The organism is Marinovum sp. (assembly GCF_048263515.1).
Taxonomy (GTDB): domain Bacteria; phylum Pseudomonadota; class Alphaproteobacteria; order Rhodobacterales; family Rhodobacteraceae; genus Marinovum.
Genome location: NZ_JBLXEC010000005.1, coordinates 110,660 through 132,729 on the forward strand (window position 1 = coordinate 110,660; position 22,070 = coordinate 132,729).

At 66.2% G+C, this 22,070-nt stretch carries 19 protein-coding genes; 8 read left to right on the forward strand and 11 right to left on the reverse strand.

Translation table 11 applies throughout. The features are described from left to right. Positions 1-109 precede the first annotated feature (109 nt). From ACN0SE_RS06990 to ACN0SE_RS07000, 3 genes are all read right to left on the reverse strand, one after another. Positions 110-1,060: an ABC transporter permease gene (locus ACN0SE_RS06990; protein WP_417523787.1), complete on the reverse strand. Its 951-nt coding sequence runs from the start codon at positions 1,058-1,060 to the stop codon at positions 110-112. Next, a complete protein-coding gene (locus ACN0SE_RS06995) occupies positions 1,053-2,090 on the reverse strand; it encodes an ABC transporter permease (RefSeq protein WP_417523788.1) in 1,038 nt (345 codons plus the stop codon). The genes ACN0SE_RS06990 and ACN0SE_RS06995 overlap by 8 nt, the downstream gene beginning before the upstream one ends. An 89-nt stretch (positions 2,091-2,179) precedes the next feature. Further along, positions 2,180-3,877: a peptide ABC transporter substrate-binding protein gene (locus tag ACN0SE_RS07000; RefSeq protein WP_417523789.1), complete on the reverse strand. Its 1,698-nt coding sequence runs from the start codon at positions 3,875-3,877 to the stop codon at positions 2,180-2,182. Between the two features lie 250 nt (positions 3,878-4,127). Between ACN0SE_RS07000 and ACN0SE_RS07005 the strand changes: the two genes are divergently transcribed. Both ACN0SE_RS07005 and ACN0SE_RS07010 read left to right on the forward strand, forming a co-directional pair. Beyond that, positions 4,128-5,948 carry a dipeptide ABC transporter ATP-binding protein gene (locus tag ACN0SE_RS07005; RefSeq protein WP_417523790.1) on the forward strand — a complete coding sequence of 607 codons (1,821 nt, stop codon included), beginning with the start codon at positions 4,128-4,130 and terminating at the stop codon, positions 5,946-5,948. 56 nt (positions 5,949-6,004) lie between these two features. After that, on the forward strand, positions 6,005-7,168 hold the full coding sequence (locus ACN0SE_RS07010; protein WP_417523791.1) for a M20 aminoacylase family protein: 1,164 nt from the start codon (positions 6,005-6,007) through the stop codon (positions 7,166-7,168). 302 nt (positions 7,169-7,470) lie between these two features. Here ACN0SE_RS07010 and rsgA read toward each other — a convergent pair whose 3' ends face one another. Further along, positions 7,471-8,490 carry a ribosome small subunit-dependent GTPase A gene (gene rsgA, locus ACN0SE_RS07015; RefSeq protein WP_417523792.1) on the reverse strand — a complete coding sequence of 340 codons (1,020 nt, stop codon included), beginning with the start codon at positions 8,488-8,490 and terminating at the stop codon, positions 7,471-7,473. A 225-nt stretch (positions 8,491-8,715) separates the two neighbouring features. Continuing rightward, the gene (locus ACN0SE_RS07020) at positions 8,716-9,123 is read right to left on the reverse strand and encodes a DUF2934 domain-containing protein (protein WP_417523793.1); all 408 of its coding nucleotides are present in this window, start codon (positions 9,121-9,123) and stop codon (positions 8,716-8,718) included. Between the two features lie 187 nt (positions 9,124-9,310). Here ACN0SE_RS07020 and ACN0SE_RS07025 point away from each other — a divergent pair, with 187 nt between their 5' ends. After that, entirely contained in the window at positions 9,311-10,090 is a 780-nt protein-coding gene (locus ACN0SE_RS07025) for a glycosyl transferase (protein WP_417523899.1), read from the forward strand. A 162-nt stretch (positions 10,091-10,252) separates the two neighbouring features. On the opposite strand, the gene moaA is transcribed toward ACN0SE_RS07025, so the two are convergent. Then, on the reverse strand, positions 10,253-11,260 hold the full coding sequence (gene moaA / locus ACN0SE_RS07030) for a GTP 3',8-cyclase MoaA (protein ID WP_417523794.1): 1,008 nt from the start codon (positions 11,258-11,260) through the stop codon (positions 10,253-10,255). Between the two features lie 82 nt (positions 11,261-11,342). Here moaA and ACN0SE_RS07035 point away from each other — a divergent pair, with 82 nt between their 5' ends. Beyond that, positions 11,343-11,846, forward strand: a complete 504-nt coding sequence (locus ACN0SE_RS07035; RefSeq protein ID WP_417523795.1) for a lipoprotein — start codon at positions 11,343-11,345, stop codon at positions 11,844-11,846. Here the strand turns inward: ACN0SE_RS07035 and ACN0SE_RS07040 are convergent. Genes ACN0SE_RS07040 through glmU form a run of 4 tightly spaced genes read right to left on the reverse strand, consistent with a single transcriptional unit; the run spans position 11,836 to position 16,242 of the window. Further along, on the reverse strand, positions 11,836-12,516 hold the full coding sequence (locus ACN0SE_RS07040; protein WP_417523796.1) for a DNA alkylation repair protein: 681 nt from the start codon (positions 12,514-12,516) through the stop codon (positions 11,836-11,838). The two genes, ACN0SE_RS07035 and ACN0SE_RS07040, sit on opposite strands and share 11 nt — an antisense overlap. Then, positions 12,513-13,064, reverse strand: a complete 552-nt coding sequence (locus ACN0SE_RS07045) for a pyridoxamine 5'-phosphate oxidase family protein (protein ID WP_417523797.1) — start codon at positions 13,062-13,064, stop codon at positions 12,513-12,515. The genes ACN0SE_RS07040 and ACN0SE_RS07045 overlap by 4 nt, the downstream gene beginning before the upstream one ends. Next, entirely contained in the window at positions 13,064-14,887 is a 1,824-nt protein-coding gene (glmS, locus tag ACN0SE_RS07050) for a glutamine--fructose-6-phosphate transaminase (isomerizing) (RefSeq protein WP_417523798.1), read from the reverse strand. The genes ACN0SE_RS07045 and glmS overlap by 1 nt, the downstream gene beginning before the upstream one ends. After that, complete coding sequence (gene glmU, locus ACN0SE_RS07055) at positions 14,887-16,242, reverse strand: bifunctional UDP-N-acetylglucosamine diphosphorylase/glucosamine-1-phosphate N-acetyltransferase GlmU (protein ID WP_417523799.1); 1,356 nt, start codon at positions 16,240-16,242, stop codon at positions 14,887-14,889. The genes glmS and glmU overlap by 1 nt, the downstream gene beginning before the upstream one ends. A 109-nt stretch (positions 16,243-16,351) precedes the next feature. On the opposite strand from glmU, the gene ACN0SE_RS07060 reads away from it, so the two are divergent. Together ACN0SE_RS07060 and ACN0SE_RS07065 are read left to right on the forward strand one after the other, a co-directional pair. Next, entirely contained in the window at positions 16,352-17,023 is a 672-nt protein-coding gene (locus ACN0SE_RS07060; protein WP_417523800.1) for an HAD-IA family hydrolase, read from the forward strand. Positions 17,024-17,456: 433 nt separating this feature from the next. Then, positions 17,457-18,662: a DegT/DnrJ/EryC1/StrS family aminotransferase gene (locus tag ACN0SE_RS07065; protein WP_417523801.1), complete on the forward strand. Its 1,206-nt coding sequence runs from the start codon at positions 17,457-17,459 to the stop codon at positions 18,660-18,662. Here ACN0SE_RS07065 and ACN0SE_RS07070 read toward each other — a convergent pair. Further along, positions 18,638-19,114: a CreA family protein gene (locus ACN0SE_RS07070; protein ID WP_417523802.1), complete on the reverse strand. Its 477-nt coding sequence runs from the start codon at positions 19,112-19,114 to the stop codon at positions 18,638-18,640. The genes ACN0SE_RS07065 and ACN0SE_RS07070 overlap by 25 nt on opposite strands. Positions 19,115-19,453: 339 nt before the next feature. Between ACN0SE_RS07070 and ACN0SE_RS07075 the strand changes: the two genes are divergently transcribed. Beyond that, a complete protein-coding gene (locus tag ACN0SE_RS07075) occupies positions 19,454-20,101 on the forward strand; it encodes a DUF1236 domain-containing protein (protein ID WP_417523803.1) in 648 nt (215 codons plus the stop codon). A 742-nt stretch (positions 20,102-20,843) separates the two neighbouring features. Further along, the gene (locus ACN0SE_RS07080) at positions 20,844-22,007 is read left to right on the forward strand and encodes an isovaleryl-CoA dehydrogenase (protein WP_417523804.1); all 1,164 of its coding nucleotides are present in this window, start codon (positions 20,844-20,846) and stop codon (positions 22,005-22,007) included. Positions 22,008-22,070: the final 63 nt, after the last annotated feature.

Below are 22,070 nucleotides of genomic sequence, written 5' to 3' on the forward strand. Positions count from 1 at the left end.
CACAGGGCTGCTTGTTTCTTGGGCAGAACGATATTCCACCCAGCAGCAGGGCGCAGAAATCCGTGCAGGTGCAGGCGCGCAGGGCCGAACGGATGATCTTATTTCCGCCTCAGCGCCCGCGCACCCGGGGATCCAGCGCATCGCGCAGCCCGTCGCCCAGATAGTTGACCGAGAGCACCGTGAGGGAGATCAGGAGGCCCGGCAGGATCGAGCGCTCGGGATAGCTCGACAGCCGCGTCACACCGTCGTTCAACAGCCGCCCCCAGGTCGGGAAATCCGGCGGGAAGCCGAAGCCCAGGAAGGACAGCGCGCTCTCGGTAATGATCGCCGTGGCGATGCCCAGCGTCGCCGAGACGAGGATCGGCGACAGGATGTTGGGCAGCATGTGGCGGGTGATCAGCCTTGTGTCGGTGGTGCCGATCGAGCGGGCGGCAAGGACGAACTCGCGTTCCTTCAGTGCCAGCACGTCGCCGCGCACGATCCGCGCGGTCTGCATCCACGAGGTCAGCCCGATCAGCACCACGATCAGCACGAAGACCCCGCCCTCGGGGCCGAAGCGCGCCGCCAGTGCCTCGCGGAACAGCAGCGAGGCGACGAGGATCAGCGGCAGCAGGGGCAGGGCGAGGAACAGGTCGGTCAACCGCATCAACGGCCCGTCGAGCCTGCGGAAGAACCCCGCGAGAATGCCCACTAGCGCCCCCAGCACGACCGAGAGCACCATGGCGGTCAGCCCCACGGCAATCGACACCCGCCCGCCGAACAGCAGCCGCGCAAGGGTGTCGCGGCCAAGGTTGTCGGTGCCCAGCGGATGCGCCCAGTTCACCTTGGCGCCGCTGTCCCAGAGCGCCACGTAGATCGGCCGCGTGTCGCGCAGGTCGAGGAAGTCGCGGCCGCGCGGCAGGAACTGCGGATCGACGTTCCAGATCAGTGGCCCGAGATAGACCGCGGCGACCAGAAAGAGAAAGACAAAGGCACCGAACATCGCGCCCCGATGATGCTTGAACTGGTGCCAGACCTCGGCCCATTGGCTGCGCGGCGGGGTGTTGACGAGGTCAGTCATAGCGGATCCTCGGGTCGAGCATGCCGTAGAGCAGGTCGGCCAGCAGGTTGAAGAGCACGATCAGCACCGCAAAGACAAAGGTCAGCGTCTGCACCATCGGCAGGTCGTTGGCCTCGATCGCGGTGATCAGCAGCTGGCCGATGCCGTTCACCTTGAACACCTGCTCGGTGATGATCGCGCCGCCAAAGATGTTGGGCACGCCAAGGGCGATCACCGTGACCACCGGGATCATCGAATTGCGAAGCACATGCACCAGCACCACGTTGGGCTCGCCCAGCCCCTTGGCGCGGGCGGTGCGCACGTAATCCTGGCCCAGGTTGTCGAGCATCGACGCGCGCATGAAACGGCTGAGCTGCGCGGTGATCTGCAGCGTCAGTACCATCACCGGCAGGATCATCTGGTTGAGCTGCACCACAAAGGACTGCCAATCGGTCACCTGATGGGTGGTGTCGTAGATCGAGGGGAACCAGCCGAGCTGGACCGAGAAGATCACGATCACCAGAACGCCGGAAAAGAACGGCGGGATCGAGAAGCCGATCATCGACACGAAGGTGCCGGCCTGATCGAACCAGGAATACTGGCGGTAGGCCGAATAGATTCCGATCGGCACAGCGATGATGATGGCCAGCAGATAGGCGGTGCCCACCACCCAAAGCGTCTGCGGCAGGCGTTGCACCACGATGTCCATCACCGGCGAGCGGGTCTGCCAAGAGATCACCCGCAGCTCGCCCTGATAGAGCGCGGTGTCGGGCAACCAGCCAAGCAGCAGGCTGTCGCGCGTCAGCCAGTCGATCAGCACCTTGGGCTCGGTCCAGAACATCTGCACCAGCCATTTCCAGAACTGCAGGTGCAGCGCCTCGCCCACCCCCAGCGCCTCGCGCATCTTCTGCTTGACCTCCGGCGGGATGGTCAGCGGCACCTGCGCCATCGGATCATTCGGCGCGAGGTTGAGCAGCAGGAAGATCACCAGCGCAATGAAGAGCAGCGTCGGCACGGAGAGAACCAGCCGTCTGATGGCAAAGGTCAGCATGTCGGGAAGGGCCTGTCGGGGTGCCGCGGCACCTGTCTTTCGCAGCGGGCGTCAGGCGAGGGGGGCCCGCCTGACGCACTTGGCCACGGTTACTGGGCGCGGCGCCAGTCGTGGATGTTCCAGAGCTCGCTGTCCCAGGCGTTCATCACCACGCCCTCGAGCGTGTTGGATTTGGCCGCGATCCGGCCACGGTGGACCAGCGGGATCATCATGCCACCCTCGATTGCCATGTCGTTGAGCCGCCGACCGATGGCGCCGCGCGCCTCGTTGCCGACGGTGCTCTTGAGCTCTTCGTAGAGTGCATCGAACTCCGGGTTGCAGTAGCGCGAGATGTTCTCGCCCTGCCATTGCTTTTCAGGGGTCGGTGCCTTGTCGCAGAGACCATTGCCGAAATAGCCCTGCGGATCGGTGCCGCCGAAGGTGTTGGAATACATCTGGATGTCGGCATAGAACTTCTGGAAGGTGTCCGGGCTGCCGGCATCGCCGCCGAAGAAGACGCTGGCGTTGATGTTGCGCAGTTCGGTCTCGATGCCGATGTCCGACCACATCTGCTTGACCAGTTCCTGGGTGTCCTGGCGCACGGCGTTGGTCGAGGTCTGGAACAAGAGCTTCAGCGGCACGCCGTCCTTTTCGCGGATGCCGTCGCCGTCGGTGTCGACGATGCCGGCCTCGTCGAGCAGCTTGTTGGCGCCCTCAACGTCCTGTTCGTCACAGTCGAAGGTGTCGGAGTTGTGCCATTCCGGCGCCGGCACCCAGTTGCAGGTGATCTTGCCGGCCGGACCATAGCCCACTTCGACCAGAAGCTGCCGGTCGATCGCCATCGACATCGCCTTGAAGACCGCGGGCTCCTGCAGGAAGGGATGCGGCCGCACGATGGCACGCTCGTCGGGGCCGAGCGCCGGGTCGGGGTTGGTGTGGTTGAGCATCAGCCGTTCGACCGTCGGGCCGAATTCCGACAGGATGCTGCCTTTGCCGGCCTCTTCCATGCTGGCGATGATGTCGGGCGCGAGCTGCAGGTTCCAGGCGTAGTCGAATTCGCCGGTCTCCATCACCGCGCGTGCCGCCGCTGCCGCGTCGCCGCCGCCCTTGAGCGTGACCTTGGCGAAATGCGGCTTGTCCTCCATGCGGAACCTGTCGTTGGCGGCATAGACGATGACGTCGTTCGGCTTGAACTCCTCGACGACGAAGGGGCCGGTGCCGATGGGGCCGAAGTTGGCCTCGGTGCAGCTCGAAGCCGCGGCGCCCAGGCACTCGGCAAATTGCGCCGCCTGCAGGATCGGGCTTTCGAGACCGACAAAGGCCACATGCGGATTGGGGGTCGGCGCGTCGAAGGTGACCACGACGGTCAGGTCGTCCGGCGTCTCGACCGAGGTGATGCCGCCGAACTTGGTCTGCTGGGCACAGCCGCCTTCGGGGTGGGTGCAATAGTCATAGGTGAACTTGACGTCGGCCGAGGTCAGCGGCGTGCCGTCCGACCAGGTGATGCCCTCTGTCAGCTTCCAGGTGATCTGCGTCAGGTCCTCTGACACGCCGCCGTTGTCGACCGTGGGAATTTCGTCCACCAGCCAGGGCGTCAGCTCGCCACGTTCGTCAAACCGCGCCAGCGGCTCGAGGATCAGGCCGGCGGCCTCGGTATCCTTGCGCCCGCCCGACAGGAAGGGGTTCAGCGTCGACGGCGCCTGCCAGTAGAGCACCCGCACCTCGCCGTCGCTGCCGCGTTCGGCCTGGGCGCTTGCAGCGATGGCGAGGCTCGCAGTCGCCCCGAGCAGAAGGGGTCTTGCATCCATGTCGATCTCCTTGCTGGTTCTGCGCGGCACGGGGTGTCGCAGGGCCGCGGCGCAGGGTCTTGTTTTGAGTGTTGCGACCGGAATTACCCGTATGAGCGGTATTTTGCCACTCTCGCACATGTCGGCATCGAAACAGATGCTGACGAAAATGCAAGAGTTGTCGTGCACGTGCTGTCACAGCGATTTGACACCGTGCCGGGCCCCGCCTAGCGTGCGGGGCATCATTTTCCCACAACCGGAGTTTCGCCAGATGCTCGATCAGCCGATCGCCAGGATCGAAGGCCTGCGGGTCTCTTTCCAGACCGGCCAGGGGCCGGTGATCGGTGTCGAGGACCTGACATTCGACATTCATCCCGGCGAGACGGTCTGCGTGGTGGGCGAATCCGGCTCCGGCAAGTCGGTCTCCTCTCTGGCGCTGATGCGGCTGGTCGAATTCGGCGGCGGCGAGATTGCCGGCGGGCGGCTGCTGTTCGACCGGCGGCAGGGCGGCGAGATCGACCTGGCGCAGAGCGGACAGGACGCCATGCGCGCGATTCGCGGCAACGAGATCGGCATGATCTTTCAGGAGCCGATGACCGCGCTCAACCCGGTGTTCACCATCGGCCGGCAGCTCACCGAAGGGCTGCGCCTGCATCGCGGCATGAGCCGGGGGCAGGCGCAGGCCCGCGCGCTGGAGCTTCTGCAGCAGGTGCGGATGCCGGAACCCGAGCGGCGGCTGCGGCAATATCCGCACGAGCTTTCCGGCGGAATGCGGCAGCGGGTGGTGATCGCCATGGCGCTGGCCTGCAAGCCGCGTCTGCTGATCGCCGACGAGCCGACCACCGCGCTCGACGTCACCATCCAGGCCGAGATCCTGGCGCTGATGGACCGTCTGAAGCGCGAGACCGGCACTGCGGTGCTCTTCATCACCCATGACATGGCGGTGGTGGCGCAGATGGCCGACCGGGTGGTTGTCATGCACCGGGGCCGCAAGGTCGAGGAAGGGCCGGTAGAGCGCATTTTTGCCGCGCCGCAACACGACTACACCAAAGCACTGCTGGCCGCTGTGCCACGGCTGGGCGAGATGCGTGGCAAGCCGGCGCCGGAGCCGATGCGCCTGCTGGGCGACAGCCCGCGCGCCGCCGCGCCGATCCCCGGCAGCGCCGAGCCGCTGCTCGAGGTGCGCAACCTGACCACGCGCTTTGCGGTCAAGGGCGGGCTCTTTCGCCGGACGATGGCGCAGGTGCATGCGGTCGAGGACGTCTCCTTCAGCCTCAACCGCGGCCGCACGCTCAGCCTTGTCGGCGAATCGGGCTGCGGCAAATCCACCGCCGGCCGCTCGATCCTGCGGCTGGTCGAGCCGCTCTCGGGGCAGGTGCGGCTGGGCGAGACCGACATCATGGCGCTGGACCCGAATGCCCTGCGCCGCGCGCGGCGCGACATGCAGATGATCTTTCAGGACCCCTTTGCCTCGCTCAATCCGCAGATGCGGCTGTTCGACCAGGTCAGTGAACCGCTGCGCAACTTCGGCATCGCATCCGGCGCGGAGCTTGCCGACCGGGTTGCGTCGCTCTTCGACCGGGTGCATCTGCCGCGCAGTTTCATGCGGCGCTACCCGCACGAGATGTCGGGCGGCCAGCGCCAGCGCATCGCCATCGCCAGGGCGCTGGCGCTGAACCCCAAGCTGATCATCGCCGACGAGGCGGTCTCGGCGCTCGATGTCTCGGTGCAGGCGCAGGTGCTCAACCTGATGATGGAGCTGCAGGCCGAACTGGGCCTCTCCTATCTCTTCATCAGCCATGACATGGCGGTGGTCGAGCGGGTGAGCCATGACGTCGCCGTCATGTACCTTGGCCGGATTGTCGAGATCGGGCCGCGGGCCGCGGTCTTCGACAACCCGCAACACCCTTATACGCAGGCGCTGATCAAGGCGGTGCCCGTGGCCGATCCGGCCCGGCGCAAGACCGAGGCCGACCTGAATTTCAAGCCGATCCCTTCGCCGATCCACCCGCAGGGCTATGTGCGGCCGCCCTCGGCCTATCGCACCGCCGGCCCCGATCACTTTGTCCTGACGACCGATAGCGGATATTGACGACCGGCGCGGAAAGGCGCACCTCACGTTCAACGCTGCATTCAAGGAGACCGATCATGCCCGTGAAGAACCGTTTTGCCGAGCTTCAGGACGAGATCACCGCCTGGCGCCGCGACCTGCACGAGAACCCCGAACTGCTGTTCGACACCCATCGCACCGCCGCCACCGTCGCCGACAAGCTGCGCGCCTTCGGCTGTGACGAGGTGGTGACCGGCATCGGCCGCACCGGCGTGGTCGGCGTGATCCGCGGCAAGGCCACCGGCTCTGGCAAGGTGATCGGGCTGCGCGCCGACATGGACGCGCTGCCGATCCACGAACAGACCGGGCTCGACTATGCCTCCAAGACCCCCGGCGCCATGCATGCCTGCGGCCACGACGGCCATACCGCCATGCTGCTGGGCGCTGCCAAGTACCTGAGCGAGACGCGCAATTTCGACGGCACCGTGGTGGTGATCTTCCAGCCCGCCGAAGAGGGCGGCGGCGGCGGCAAGGTGATGTGCGACGAGGGCCTGATGGAGCGCTGGGGCATCCAGGAGGTCTATGGCATGCACAATTGGCCGGGCCAGCCGGTGGGGGCCTTTGCCATCCGCCCCGGCGCCTTCTTTGCCGCCACCGACGAGCTTCAGGTGACTTTCGAAGGGAAGGGCGGCCATGCCGCCAAACCGCAAGAGACCGTCGACAGCACGGTGATGGCGGCGCAGGCGGTGCTGGCGCTGCAGACCATCGCCTCGCGCAATGCCGATCCGGTCGATCAGATCGTGGTGTCGATCACCTCGTTCCAGACCTCGTCGAACGCCTTCAACGTGATCCCGCAGCGCGTCGACCTGCGCGGCACCGTTCGCACCATGTCGCCCGGGATGCGCGACATGGCCGAGACCCGGGTCAAGGCGATCTGCCACGGGATCGCGGCGACCTTCGGCGGGACGGCGGAGGTGACCTATCACCGCGGCTACCCCTGCATGGTCAACCACGAGGAACAGACCGCCTTTGCCGCCGATGTCGCGCGCAAGGTCTCCGGCAACTGCGACACCGCCCCGCTCGTGATGGGCGGCGAGGATTTCGCCTACATGCTCGAGGAACGTCCGGGGGCCTACATCCTGGTCGGCAACGGCGACACCGCCTCGGTGCACCACCCGAAGTACAACTTCAACGACGAGGCCATTCCCGCCGGCTGTTCCTGGTGGGCGGAGATCGTCGAGAGCCGCATGCCGGCGGCGTGAGGTTTGGCAGGGGCTCCGAGTGACGCCGAGGGTGCCGCGCCCCGGACCTGATCCGGGGCCCCGCCCTCAACGTCAACCATGAGGTCCCGGGTCAAGCCCGGGACGGCACCAGGGGACAACCGTAGCCACCCGCGACCGCCGCCCCGGACTTGATCCGGGGCCTCCCCTCAAACGCCGCTCAAACGTCAACAATGAGGTCCCGGGTCAAGCCCGGCAGGTCGCCAGGGGACAACCTTCACCACCCACGCGACCACCGCCCCGGACCTGATCCGGGGCCTCGCCTCACGCCAACGAGCGCCCGCTCACCGCTCCACGTCCCGCTTGATCTGCGCCTTCTGCATCGCGCCCTTCACCCGCTTGGTGAACCGCTTCTGCCGGTCGCGCGACTGCGCCAGGGTCTCGGAGTTGTGCTGGTCCTCGCGCAACAGCTTCTGCCAGCGTGCCACCCGTTCCGGCTCGATCGCGCCACTGTCCACCGCCGCCTTGATCGCGCAGCCCGGCTCGCTGGCATGGCCGCAGTTGCTGAAGCGGCAGTTGGTCGCCAGCTCCTCGAGATCGTCGAACACTGCGCCGATCCCCTCGGCCGCATCGGTGAGCTGAAGTTCGCGCATCCCCGGCGTGTCGATCAGCCAGCCCCCCGCCAGTGTGGGCCGCAAAGCGCGAAACGTGGTGGTGTGCCGGCCGCGCGCATCGTCTTCGCGAATCTCCCGGGTCTCGGCGGCCTCGCCGGTCAGCGCATTGCGCAGGGTGGTCTTGCCCACCCCGGACGAGCCGATCAGCGCCAGGGTCTGCGCCCCCGAACACCAGGGCGTCAGCCGCCCGGCATCCTCGGTGTCCTTGGCATTGAGCGCCAGCGCGGTCACCAGAGGCGAGAGCTGCTCGGCCCGGCGCAGGTAGTCGCGCGGGTTGTCGACCTTGTCGGCCTTGGTCAGGATCACCAGCGGCAGGCAGCCGGCAGACGACACCAGCGCCAGGTAACGCTCCAGCCGCGGCACCGAGAAATCCTCGTTGCAGCTGGTGACGATGCCGATGGTGTCGATATTGGCGGCGATGCGCTGCGCGGCCACGCCGGGCCCGGCAGCGCGGCGGCTGAGATCGCTGCGCGGCTCCAGCCGGCGCACCGCCGAGGTGCCATCGGTCAGCACCCAGTCGCCCACGGCATAGGCGCCGCTGGCCTCTCGCGGGTGCAGGTTGAAGGAGCCCTCGGGCGTGATCGCCACCAGCCGGTCGCGGTGGATTTCCGCAATGCGGGCAGGGGTGAGGTCCGCGTCGCTGTCGGTCAGCTGACGCGCGAAGTCTTCTGACCATCCGAGGTCAGACAAGGTTTTGTCATTCAATGGTTTTGTCCTGTTTCAGAAGGATCGCATGCTCGGGGTCCAAGCATTAGTCCGAACCGGGCGCCGTCAGACGGAGGCCCGCAGGGTGCCGACATTTTCCATGAAGCCCTCCTGCGCTGAAACATTGGCTGCGGTGACCTTAATCCGCCGGATGCGGCGGATCAAGGGATTTGGCGGGCGGCTGCAGCGCGCGCCCCGCCGGTGCAAGGCTCAGGCCTTGGACTTGGCCGCGGCTTTCGCAGCGGTCTTGGTGGCCGTCTTCCTGGCCGCAGCCGGCTTCGAGGCCGTCTTGGTGGCAGCCTTGGCCGCGGCAGGTTTGGCCGCCGCTTTCGCCGCAGCAGGCTTGGCCGCCGCTTTCGCCGCTGCCGGCTTTGCAGCCGCCTTGCTCGCGGCCTTGGGCGCAGCTTTCTCCGCCGGTTTCGCAGCCGCCTTCTTCGGCGCAGCGGCCTTCTTGGTGACAGCGCGGCGCGCCTTGGGCTTGGCAATCGCCGCGGTCAGCGATTTCTCGGCGCGCAGCCAGAATTCCTGGTCCCGGCCATGCGGCTGGCCCTCTTCAAGCCACAGGTAGAATGCGGCTTCGGCAATTGCAGTGGTGTCGGTGGCATGACCCTCGGACATGGTTTCCCCCTCGCTCGTAGGATGTGTTTAGCGCTAACATGGATAGCAAATTTTCTGCATCTGCACAATTCCCCGCCCCTGTGCAGAAATGTCACGCCCCGTCTGGCGTGGCAAAACTATCCGCGATAAGCCGGGGAGGGCAGCAAGAAGGAGCCGAAGGGTGACGCAAGCGCAGACCGCCAACATCATGTGCATCAAGTGGGGCACGCTCTTCGGCCCGGAATACGTCAACCGGCTCTATTCCGGCGTGCGGCGCAACATCGACCGGCCGGTGCGCTTCTTCTGCATGACCGAGGAACGCGCCGGGCTGCACCCCGACATCGAATTGCTCGACCTGCCGGTCGAACCCTTCGCCGAACCGATGGCAGCCGCCCTTGCGGTGGCCAACCGACAGGGCGCCATGCGCAAGGTCTCGCTGTTCCGCCCCGGTCTGGTGCCCGACCTCGACGGCCCGGTGCTGGGCTTCGACCTCGACGTGGTGATCACCGGCGATCTCACCCCGATCTGGGAGATGTCCCCGGGCCGCATCGCCATGCGCCATGACTGGACAGAAGCGCGTAAGGGCCGGCCCACCGGCCACGGCTCGGTCTTCCGCTTCGACCCGGCGCAGCATGGCTTCCTCTACGAGGACCTCGCCGCCAATCCCTATGAAGAGGTCGAAAAGGCCCGCGGCTCCGAGCAGCGCTACACCTCGCACAAGGCGATGGACAATGGCGTCTTCGACTACATCCCCGGCGACTGGGTGGTGAGCTACAAATACGACTGCAACCCGTTCCCGCGCAACTATGTCGCCGCCCCGCGTCTGCCGGAGGAGGCGCGCGTCGTCTGCTTCCACGGAAGGCCGAAAATGCCTGACGCCGTCGAGGGTTACACCGGGTCCTTCATCCGCTATTCCAAGCCCTGCGACTGGCTGCAAGATCACTGGATCGACCGCGCCCGCGACGATCTCGGGCCTGACTGGGCCTGAGCTCGCGGCCACTTTTTGCCGAGGGCAGCGCGCCAACCCGGCGTCGGACAAAGTGCAACGGGAGTCGCAGGCGTATTTAGGAAAGAGAAGAAACACCTGCTGCTTCTTCTCTTTGGCAAATACGCTGCGTGACGGCAGCCACCGGGCGCGTCGTTTGTGATGTCAGCCGCCGGTATGGCTCATGTGGCGCGAGACCTGGCCATCGGCGCGCTGGCGCGAGTAGTCGAAGTCGTGGCCCTTGGGCTTCAGCGCGATGGCGGCGCGGATTGCGGCCTCGAGGGGGGCATTGTCGCCGGGGTGATTGCGCAGGGCGGCGCGCAGGTCGGCGTTGTCTTCCTGGCCCAGGCACATGAAGAGCTCGCCGGTGCAGGTCAGGCGCACGCGGTTGCAGCTTTCGCAGAAATTATGCGTCAGCGGGGTGATGAAGCCGATCTTCTGGCCGGTCTCCTCGAGCCGCACGTAGCGGGCCGGGCCACCGGTGCGTTCCGGCAGATCGGTGAGCGTGTAGGTCTGACCCAGCTGGCCGCGCAGGTCGTCGAGCGACCAGTACTGGCCGACCCGGTCCTCGTTGCCAAGATCGCCCATCGGCATGACCTCGATGAAGGTGAGGTCGATATCGCGGCTGGCGCACCATTCGGTGAGGGTGAAAAGCTCGTCCTCGTTGAAGCCCTTCAGCGCCACGGTATTGATCTTGACCCTGAGACCGGCGTTCTGCGCCGCGTCGATGCCGCGCAGCACCTGGGGCAGGCGGCCCCAGCGGGTGACGCGGGCGAATTTCTCTTCATCCAGCGTGTCGAGCGAGACGTTGACCCGGCGCACCCCGGCGGCAAAGAGCTGATCGGCGAAACGCTCCAGCTGGCTGCCGTTGGTGGTCAGCGTCAGCTCCTTGAGCGCACCGCTGTCGAGATGGCGGGTCATCGACTGGAAGAAGGTCATGATATCGCGGCGCACCAGCGGTTCTCCGCCGGTGATGCGCAGCTTTTCCACACCCAGGCCGACAAAGGTCGAACACATCCGGTCGAGCTCTTCCAGCGTCAGCAGTTCCTTCTTCGGCAGGAAGGTCATGTTCTCGGCCATGCAGTAGACACAGCGGAAATCGCAGCGGTCGGTGACCGAGACCCGAAGGTAGGAGATCGGGCGCAGGAAGGGATCGACGAGTTTCAAGGTCATGTGCTGAACGTAAGGGGGCGGCAAGGTCCGAACAAGGGGAATGTGGCGTTGACGACCGGGACCAATGGCGTAACCTGCGGCCATGATGAACCGGATTTTGCTTGGCGCTTCGGCGCTTGTTGTGCTGACGGGCTGCACCGACATGGGCGGCCTGTTCCAGCAACGTGAGCGGCAGGCCGAGGCGCCTGCCGAAGCCCCCGTAGACGACACGGCGCCGCTCGACACGGTGGCGCCGGCAGACCCGCCGCCGGCGAATGCCGCCTCGGAAGAGGATTTCGACACCACCACCGCCGAAGACCGGGAAAAGGCCGCGGCGGTGCCGGAGCCGGGCGGCGAGCAGCTCTTGGGCACCACGGTGGCCTCTCTGGGCGATCCGACGCGGTCGGGCTTCTGGCTCGAGACGCCGCTGGTCGACGTGGTGACGCAGGGCCGCGTCGAATTTCCCGAATCGGGCAAGTCGGCGCAGGTCGAGCTGATCCCGATCGACGGGCCGGCCACCGCCGGCAGCCGCATCTCGCTGCCCGCCATGCGGCTGATCGAGGCGCCGCTGACCGACCTGGCGACAATCCGCGTGTTCAGGAACTGAGGTACTTGCCCGCCTCGCGGCGGGCAAAGGGCTTCATCGCCTCGCCATGGGTCTCGAGGAAGGCGCGCGTCTGGTCGGGCGCGTGTTTCGACAGGTCACGCAGCCACCAGGCCACGGCCTTCTGGATGAACCAGTTCCGATCCTCGACGTAGCCCGCCGCCCAGGACAGGATGCGGGCGCGCTCGGCTTCTTGCGCGGGTTTCAGGTGATCCATCTTGGCCCAGGGCAGGGTGATGACCAGAGCGGCGCGGCGGGTCCACATGTGATCCGACGTGGTCCAGGCCTCGACCTCGTCGAGCCGCGCCGGATCGGCGATCAGCCGCCGCTCACCGGCGGAACAGACGTGATCTGCAATCGCCCAGCCGTCGAACTCCGGCACCCAGGACCGGATCACCTCCCAGACCTCGGTATCGGGGCGAATGCGGGCCTGGGTGAGCAGCTTGGCGGCCAGGACCCGCGCCTCGTGGATGTCGCTTTGCCAGAGCGCCTGTGCCAAGGCCAGTCGGTCGGGCAGTGAAAGCGCCTGTCGCCAGGCCTTGGCGAGGTCGTTGAGCGCCGGGTTGCGTACGCCCAGGTAGCTGCGCGGGGTCTTGTGATAGGCGGCCATCTCCTCGGCGCGGCCGGGCTCGACATGGGCCTGAAGCGCGGCCAGCGCCTCGTCGAGGGTCATTCGAGGTTGGCTTCGATGCCGGTGGGCAGCCCGTCAATGGTCTTGCGGTTGCGCTCGTCCCAATAGGTGCGAATGCCCTCGGGGCCGCGGTCCTCGGCCCAGCGGGTCAGGGTGTCGCGCTCACCGGCGAAGTCCATGAAGGGGATCGAATAGCCGCAGGAGGTCTGCACCATCTCGATGGTCAGATCATAGATCTGCCGAGCCCCCAGCCTGTCGCCGAAATGCGCCAGCATCTCGTCCCAGTCGGCGGCATCGCGGTGCAGCGCGCGGGCGGTGCCATAGGTGCGCAGGATCTGCGGCCGCTTGTCGAAGGAGCACCACATCAGCGTCATCCGCGGGTTCAGCGCAAGGTGACCGGCGGTCTCGTTGCCGGAACCGGTCATGTTGAGCCAGACGATGCGGTCGGGGCCGAGCACCCGCAGGCTGTCCATCCCCTTGGGCGAGACATTGACCCGTCCCTCGGCGGCAGCGGTGCCGCAGAAGAACATGTGCTGCGCCTCGATAAAGGTGCGGTGGGCGTCGCTGAGGCTGTCGAACTGCTTGCCCATTACTCCACCGTGACCGATTTCGCGAGGTTCCGCGGCTGGTCGACGTCGGTGCCCTTGGCGATGGCGGTGTGATAGGCCAGAAGCTGCGCCGGGATGGCGTAGAGGATCGGCGACAGCACCTCAGGCACCGTCGGCAGGGCCAGGCTGTGCCAGACGTCGCCGCCGGCCTCGGACTGGCCCTTGGCGTCGGTGATCAGCACCACGCGGCCGCCGCGGGCGATGACCTCCTGCATGTTCGACACGGTCTTGTCGAACAGCGAGTCGCGCGGCGCCATGACCACCACCGGCACATTGGGATCGACCAAGGCGATGGGGCCGTGCTTGAGTTCGCCTGACGCATAAGCTTCGGCGTGGATATAGCTGATTTCCTTGAGCTTCAGCGCGCCTTCCAGCGCCAGCGGATACATCAGCCCACGACCGAGGAACAGCACGTCGCTGGCTTCCGAGATGTCGTGCGCGATGCTCTTGAGTGCGTCGCTCAGGGTCAGGGCATCGTTGATCTGGCCGGGCAGAGCCCGCAGGGTGGCGAGGTGATCCTGAAGCTCTTCGGTGCTGATCTGCTTGCGGTCATGCGCCGCCTTGAGCGCCAGCAGGAACAGTACGGTCAGCTGGCAGGTGAAGGCCTTGGTCGAGGCGACGCCCACCTCGACACCGGCATGGATCGGCAGGGCGGTATCGCTCTCGCGGGCGATCGAGCTTTCGGGGACGTTGACCACCGAGATCACGTGATCGGCCTTGTCGCGGACATAGCGCAGGGCGGCGAGGGTATCGGCGGTCTCGCCCGACTGGCTGACGAACAGCGCGGCGGTGCGCGGCGAGATCGGCGGCTCGCGGTAGCGGAATTCCGAGGCGATATCGACCTCGACCGGCAGGCGGGCAATGCGTTCGAACCAGTATTTCGCGGTGAAACAGGCGTAGAAGGCAGTGCCGCAGGCAACCATGGTCAGCCGGTCGATCTGCGAGAAATCCGGCACGCTCTCGGGCCAGTCGAGGCCGGTGCCGGCCTCGTTCAGGTACTTGGTGATGGCGTTCTGGATCACCGCCGGCTGTTCGGCGATCTCCTTGGCCATGTAATGCTTGTAGCCGGCCTTGTCGACGCGGGTGGCATCGAGCGCCACGGTCTTGGTGGCGCGGTTGGCCAGCTGGCCGCGTTCGTCACGGATCTCGAGGCTGGTGCGGGTCACGACCGCGCGGTCGCCTTCTTCGAGATAGGTGATCTTGTCGGTCAACGGTGCCAGGGCGATGGCGTCGGAACCCACGTACATCTCGCCCTCGCCATGGCCGATGGCCAGGGGCGAGCCCTTGCGGGCGGCGACCATCAGATCCTCTTCGCCGTCAAACAGGAAGGCCAGCGCAAAGGCGCCTTCCAGCTGGTCGAGCGCGGCATTGGCGGCCTCGACCGGGGTCTTGCCTTGGCTCATGTGGTAGTGGGTCAGCAGGGCGACTGTCTCGGTGTCGGTGTCGGTCTCGGTGGCGATGCCGGCGGCGGCAAGCTCTTCGCGCAGGGCGCGGAAGTTCTCGATGATGCCGTTGTGCACAACGGCGACCTTGCCGGTGAAATGCGGGTGCGCATTGACCTCGGACGGCGCGCCATGGGTGGCCCAGCGGGTGTGGCCGATGCCGGACTTGCCGGCCAGCGGTTCGTGCACCAGCTTGTCGGACAGGTTCACCAGCTTGCCGACCGCGCGGCGCCGCTCCAGCTTGCCATCGTGAACGGTGGCGATGCCGGCGCTGTCATAGCCGCGATATTCCAGCCGTTTCAGCGCGTCCACAAGTATCGGTGAGGCCTCATGGCTGCCGAGGTATCCGACAATTCCGCACATTATTGCTTGCTCCCGGCCTGTTCGGCCTTTTTGGATTTTAACATTTCGAACAATTTACGGGCGAGCCCGGGTTTGTTCACCTGATCGGCCCGTGCCAGCGCCAGCGCGCCCTCGGGCACGTTTTTGGTGATCACCGCGCCGCTGGCGGTCATCGCTTCGTCACCGATGGTGACCGGGGCCACCAGCATGGTGTTCGAGCCGATGAAGGCGCGTTTGCCGATCTCGGTGTGATGCTTGAAGACGCCATCGTAGTTGCAGGTGATGGTGCCGGCGCCGACGTTGGTTTTCTCGCCGATATGGGCGTCGCCGATGTAGGTCAGGTGGTTGACCTTGGCGCCCTCGTCAAGCACCGCGTTCTTGATCTCGACGAAGTTGCCCACCCGGACATCTTCGGCCAGTTCCGCGCCCGAGCGCAGGCGGGCGTAGGGCCCGACGACGGCGCCGCGCGAGACGTGGCAGCCTTCGAGATGGCTGAAAGCGCGGATATGCGCGCCGTTCTCGACGGTGACGCCGGGTCCGAAGACGACATTGGGTTCGATCTCGCAATCCGGCCCGATCCAGGTGTCATGGCCAAACCAGACGGTGTCCGGTGCGGCCATGGTGACGCCAGAGACCAGCAGCTCTGAGCGTTTGCGGGCCTGGAACCCCGCCTCGGCAGCGGCGAGGTCGACACGGGAATTCACGCCCATGGTCTCGGCCTCGTCGCAAGACACGGCTGTGGCCGACAGCCCGGCCTCGCGGGCCAGTGCCACGATATCGGTCAGGTAGTATTCGCCGGAGGCATTGTCGTTGCCGACCCGGTCGAGCAGGGCGAAGAGCGTCTCGGAACTGGCTGAGATCACGCCGGAATTGCAGAAATCTATGGCGCGTTCGCGCAGGCCTGCGTCCTTGAACTCGACGATCTGCATCAGCTCGTCGCCGTCCATCACCAGCCGGCCGTATTTGCCCGGATCGGCTGCGGTGAAGCCCAGCACTACCACGTCGTGGCTCTTGCGCGCCTCGGCCATCGCCTCGAGCGTCTCGGGGCGGATGAAGGGCGTGTCGCCATACAGCACGATGACATCGCCGTCGAAGCCTTCGAGCGCCGGACGCGCCTGCAGCACCGCGTGGCCGGTGCCCAGCTGTTCGAATTGCAGGACGCAGGTGGCGGTCTCGTCGATCTCGCGCGCGGCGGCCTCGACCTGCTCGGCGCCGTGGCCGGTGACGATCACCGTGCGTTCCGGCGACAGGCTGCTGCCCGAGGCCATGGCATGGGCCAGAAGCGGCGCACCGGCCACCTTGTGCAATACCTTGGGCAGGCCGGAGCGCATCCTTGTGCCTTTGCCGGCGGCAAGAATGACGAGTGCAATGCTCATAACAGATTCTCTTTGTAATTAGGTCGGTCCCGTTTTATCCGCTGAGGCGCGCGCCGCAAGGTTGCGCCCCTCACTTTGGATTTCCGTCTGTGTCAGGAAAGGCACGCCGATGCGCACCGTGATCTTCGACCTCGACGGCACCCTGGCCGACACCAGTGGCGACCTGATCGCCGCCGCCAACGCCTGTTTCCGGGCGATGGGCGAGGGCGAACTGCTTGATCCCGCGCGTGACGCCGGCACCGCGCTGCGCGGCGGGCGGGCAATGTTGCTTCTGGGGATGGAGCGGCTGGGGCGGGCGGATGATTTCGCCACGATCGCCGCCTGGTATCCCCGCCTGCTAGAGGAATACGACGCCGCGCTGCATCACACCACGGTGCTTTATCCCGGCGCGGTCGAGGCGATCGGCGCGCTGCAGGGCGCCGACATCCGCACCGGCGTCTGCACCAACAAGCCCGAACGGCTGGCGCACAAGCTCCTGGTGGCGCTTGGCGTGCGGGATCTCTTCGGCTCGTTGGTGGGGGCGGATACCCTGCCGGTGCGCAAACCCGACGCCGCACCCTATCGCGCTTCGGTCGAGCGGGCAGGTGGCGCGGTGGCGCGCTCACTGCTGGTGGGCGACAGCGTGACCGACCGGGAAACCGCGCGGGCAGCTGGCGTGCCGAGCGTGCTGGTGACTTTTGGTCCTTCGGGGGACGACATGGCGGCCTTGGCGCCGGAGCATCTGCTGGACGATTACGCGGACCTGCCGGGGGTGGTGGAGCTGGCTCTGGGTGGTCGTTAGGCGTCGTGCGATGGTGGGCAGGGACTGCCCACCCGAAGCATTGCGGCGGCGGCCGTATCGGTGCCACGCGCCCCGGACTTGATCCGGGGCCTCCCGGCTGGCTTTTTCTCCGGACCTCCACAGAATGCGGCCCGAGGCGACCTCCGCTCCAAGGCGCGGAATCAAGGCCGCAGGCCGCCGCGCCATCGCCGGGCCGCCCCTATGGCCCGGCGATTGGGTGACGTGAGCGCTTCGTTCATTCCAAGCGCGCCAGTGACGGGGATAAAGTGCACAGACCCGTCGTTGCGTCGCCGTGCCGCGGCCCGACGATGGCGCGGCTTGGGCGGTGGTCTGACGGCATGGCATCTGACGCCAAGGAGGTGGGCAGGGGCTGCTCCCCCTACGTGCTATTCTGACAGTTGACCTTGCCTGAACCGCGCCGCAAGACTGGCGCATGAGCGAGCGATTTCACGGCAGATTCACCCAGCAGGAACCGATCCCGGAAGAGGGCATCGAAGCCGCCCTGGCGGTGCTCCGCTCGGGTCGCCTCCACCGATACAACGTGGCCGAAGGCGAGGCCGGCGAGGTGGCGCTGCTGGAACAGGAGTTCGCGGCGCAGGTCGGGGCGAAATATTGTCTCGCGGTGGCCTCCGGCGGCTATGCCATGGCCTGCGGGCTGCGCGCGATCGGGGTGCAGCCGGGCGACCGGGTGCTGACCAATGCCTTTACCCTGGCGCCGGTGCCGGGGGCGATCGCCTCGGTCAGTGCGGTGCCGGTCTTTGTCGGCGTCACCGAAGATCTGGTGATCGACCTCGACGACCTGGCGGCCAAGGTGGGTCAGGCCGATGTGCTGATGCTGAGCCACATGCGCGGCCATATCTGCGACATGGACCGGCTTATGGCGATCTGCAACGCGGCCGAGGTGCAGGTGATCGAGGATTGCGCCCATACCATGGGGGCCGCCTGGCGCGGGGTGCCTTCGGGCCGGCACGGAGTGCTGGGGTGCTATTCCTGCCAGACCTACAAGCATGTGAACTCCGGCGAAGGGGGCCTTTTGGTCACCGATAACGAAGAGGTCGCGGCGCGGGCGGTGATGCTCTCGGGGTCCTACATGCTCTATGGTCGGCATCTGGCGGCGCCGGGGCCCGAGGTCTTCGAGCGGGTGAAATACGACACGCCCAATGTCTCCGGCCGGATGGACAACCTGCGGGCGGCGATCCTGCGGCCGCAGTTGCGCGCGCTGGAGACCCAGATCAGCCGGTGGAATGACCGCTACAAGGTGGTCGAAGAGGGGTTGCACGGCACCCCGGGGCTGATGGTGGTCGAGCGGGACGCCCGCGAGGCCTTTGTCGGCTCGTCGATCCAGTTCCTGCTGCTCGACTGGTCAGAGGAGGCGGTGGCCGAGGCCCTGCGGCGCTGCGCCGAGCGCGGCGTCGACCTGAAGTGGTTCGGCGGGGCAGAGCCTGTGGCCTTTACCTCGCGCTACGACAGCTGGCGCTATGCGCCGTCAGCGCCGATGCCCGCCAGCGACCGGGTGCTGAAGGGCATCGTCGACATGCGTCTGCCGCTGACCTTCAGCCTGGAGGATTGCGCCTTGATCGCGCGGATCATCCGGGCCGAGGTGAGCGCTGTCTATCAGTCCTGCAGCACCGCGCCGTAAAGCGGCACCGTCGACATCGACACCTTGGCCGAGCCGTCGGTCAGTTCGGCGGCATGGGCGACATAGATCAGCGTCTGGTTCTTTTCGTCGAAGATCCGCTTCACCCGCAATGATTTCAGGATGATCGAGCGCGAGGTGCGGAAGACATCCTCGCCTTCCTCGTCCAGGTCGATATCCCCGACCGAGATCGGCCCGGTCTGGCGGCAGGCGATCGAGGCATTCGAGGGGTCCTCGAACCAGTTGCCCTTGGACAGCCGATCGAAAAGCCCACGCTCGAAATAGGCGATGTGGCAGGTGACGCCCTTGACCTTGGGGTCGGCGATGGCCTCGACGATGATGTCGTTGCCCACCCAGTCGACGTCGATCTCGCCGACCTGTTCGGCACCGGCGGCGCTGGCACAGGCAAGACAGAGGGCGGCGGCAGAGCCGAGGCGGGCGAGGGCGGGGATCATGGCGGTCTCCTGACAGGGGCGCGCCGGGCTGGCGCGCAGACATCTGGCCGCAAAAACGACCGGGGTGCAACGCGAACGCGCGCGCCGCGCGCGCGGTTCCCCGAGGCACGGGGCGCGCGCATGTCATCAGGCCGGAAAAGGTTGCATCACGCTTGCGCGCATCGGCGCTTCCCTGCCGGTGATTTCTGCCGCTTCCGGCGGAAATTTGCCAATGAGCTGAACTGCTTGAAGGGGCCGGAAGATTTCTGCAGGGCGGCGGAACAAACCCCCGGGGATGGTCATTGATGCCTCGAACGCGGCGCATCCTGTGCTGCTTCGAAAGTACCAAAGGAGACTACCATGTTTCGCAATACGATCCTGACCGCTTCGACCGCAATTTTCGCCGCTGGTTCGGCCATGGCCGCAACCTCGGCAACCGCCGTCACCGACCTCAACCTGCGCGCCGGCCCCGGGCCGCACTACGAGATCATCGGCGTGATCGACGCACAGGCCGAGGCCGACGTCGACGGCTGCCTCGAGGAGGCAAACTGGTGCAAGGTGATGTATGACGGCAAGGAAGGCTGGGCCTATGGCGAGTACCTGACCGCGATGGTCGAGGAAAACCCGGTGGCCGTCGTGTCGCCCACCGTGACCGTCGAGACCATCACCTATGACAACTCCAAGGATGCCGAAGCCTTTGCCGGCGCCGGGACCGTGGGTGCCGTGGCAGGCGCGCTGATCGCCGGCCCGGTGGGTGCTGTCGCCGGTGGTCTGCTGGCCGGTTCGGCCGGTGCGGCCGCACAACCTGACGAGCGTGTCGTGACCTATGTCCAGACCAACACGCTGGAGCCGATCTACCTCGAAGGTGAAGTGGTGACGGGCGCCGTGGTGCCGGACACCGTCGAGCTGGTGGAAATTCCGGACGCCGAGCTGCGTTACGTCTACATCAACGGCCAGCCCGTGCTGGTGGAGCCGGAAGAGCGCAAGATCGTCTATGTCGTGCGCTAAGCCGGACAGGTTTGGTAGTGAGTTTCAGGGCAGCCCGCGTGGCTGCCCTTTTTCGTTTGTTCATTTGGCTGGACGCGGGATCAAGGCCGCAGGCCGCCGCGTCCTCGCCGGGCCACCCCTCCGGCCCGGCGATGGGGTGACGTTTGCGCGTCGCTCATTCAAAGCGTGCCAGTGGCGGGGATAAAGCGCACAGACCCAAGGTAGGCTCGCCGGACCGTGGCCCGACAATGACGCTGCTTGAGCGGTTGGTCTGACGCTGAGGACGCGGAATCGAGGCCGCAGGCCGCCGCGTCCTCGCCGGGCCACCCCCATGGCCCGGCGATCGGGTGACGTTTGCGCGTCGCTCATTCAAAGCGCGCCAGTGACGGGGATAAATTGCACAGACCCAAGGGAGGGTCGCCGCGCCGTGGCCCGTCGATGACACGGCTCGCGCGATTGGTCTGACAGTCAGGGCGCGGAACCAAGGCCGCAGGCCGCCGCGTCCTCGCCGGGCCACCCCCTGGCCCGGCGATTGGGTAACGTGAGCGCATCGATCATTCAAAGCGCGCCGGTGGCGGGGATAAACCGCACAGAACCAAGGTAGGATCGCCGGACCGTGGCCCGGCGAGGTCGCGGCTTGAGCGAACCGGGCAGGGCGCTGAAAATGACCCCGCGCACCCCGGCAAACAGAGGCATTGACCGACTCGGCCGCTGCTGTTATCCAATTATTGAACACTCGTTCATTAATCGGGAGGCAAGGGTCATGTTCAACGCGGTGATGGCGTTCGATCTGGGCGAAGACGTAAACGCGCTGCGCGAGATGGTGCACCGCTGGGCGCAGGACCGCGTCCGGCCGATGGCGGGCGAGATCGACGCGAAAAACGAGTTCCCCAACGAGCTCTGGAAGGAAATGGGCGAGCTGGGTCTACTGGGCGTTACCGTGCCCGAGGAATACGGCGGCGCCGGCATGGGTTATCTCGCGCATGTCATCGCGGTCGAGGAAATCGCGCGGGCCTCGGCCTCGGTCTCCCTTTCATATGGCGCGCATTCCAACCTCTGCGTCAACCAGATCAAGCTGAACGGCACCGAGGAGCAGAAGCAGAAATACCTGCCGCGGCTCGTCTCGGGGGAACATGTCGGCGCTCTGGCGATGTCGGAGGCCGGCGCCGGGTCCGACGTGGTGTCGATGAAGCTCAAGGCGGAAAAGCGCAACGATCACTACCGTCTGAACGGCAACAAGTTCTGGATCACCAACGGCCCCGACGCCGATACGCTGGTGGTCTATGCCAAGACCGACCCCGAGGCCGGGTCCAAGGGCATCACGGCCTTCCTGATCGAGAAGGAGATGAAGGGCTTCTCCACCTCGCAGCATTTCGACAAGCTCGGCATGCGCGGCTCGAACACCGCCGAGCTGATCTTCGAGGACGTGGAAGTGCCCTTCGAGAACATCCTCGGTGAAGAGGGCCGGGGCGTGCGCGTTCTTATGTCGGGGCTCGACTATGAACGGGTGGTGCTGGCGGGCATCGGCACCGGCATCATGGCCGCCTGCCTCGACGAGATCATGCCCTACATGGCCGAGCGCAAGCAGTTCGGCCAACCGATCGGGAGCTTCCAGCTGATGCAGGGCAAACTGGCCGATATCTACACCAAGATGAACTCGGCCCGGGCCTATGTCTACGAGGTGGCCAAGGCCTGCGACCGCGGCCAGGTGACCCGTCAGGACGCCGCGGCCTGCTGTCTCTATGCCAGCGAAGAGGCGATGGTGGTGGCGCATCAGGCGGTGCAGGCGATGGGCGGCGCGGGCTTCATGAACGAGACCCCGGTCAGCCGGATCTTCCGCGATGCCAAGCTGATGGAAATCGGCGCCGGCACCAGCGAAATCCGCCGCATGCTGATCGGCCGTGAGATGATGGCCAAGATGGGCTGAGCGGAACCTGCGCTTCCGGGGTCGGGTTGGTTCTCCAACCCGGGCCCGGCAAGGAGGTAAATG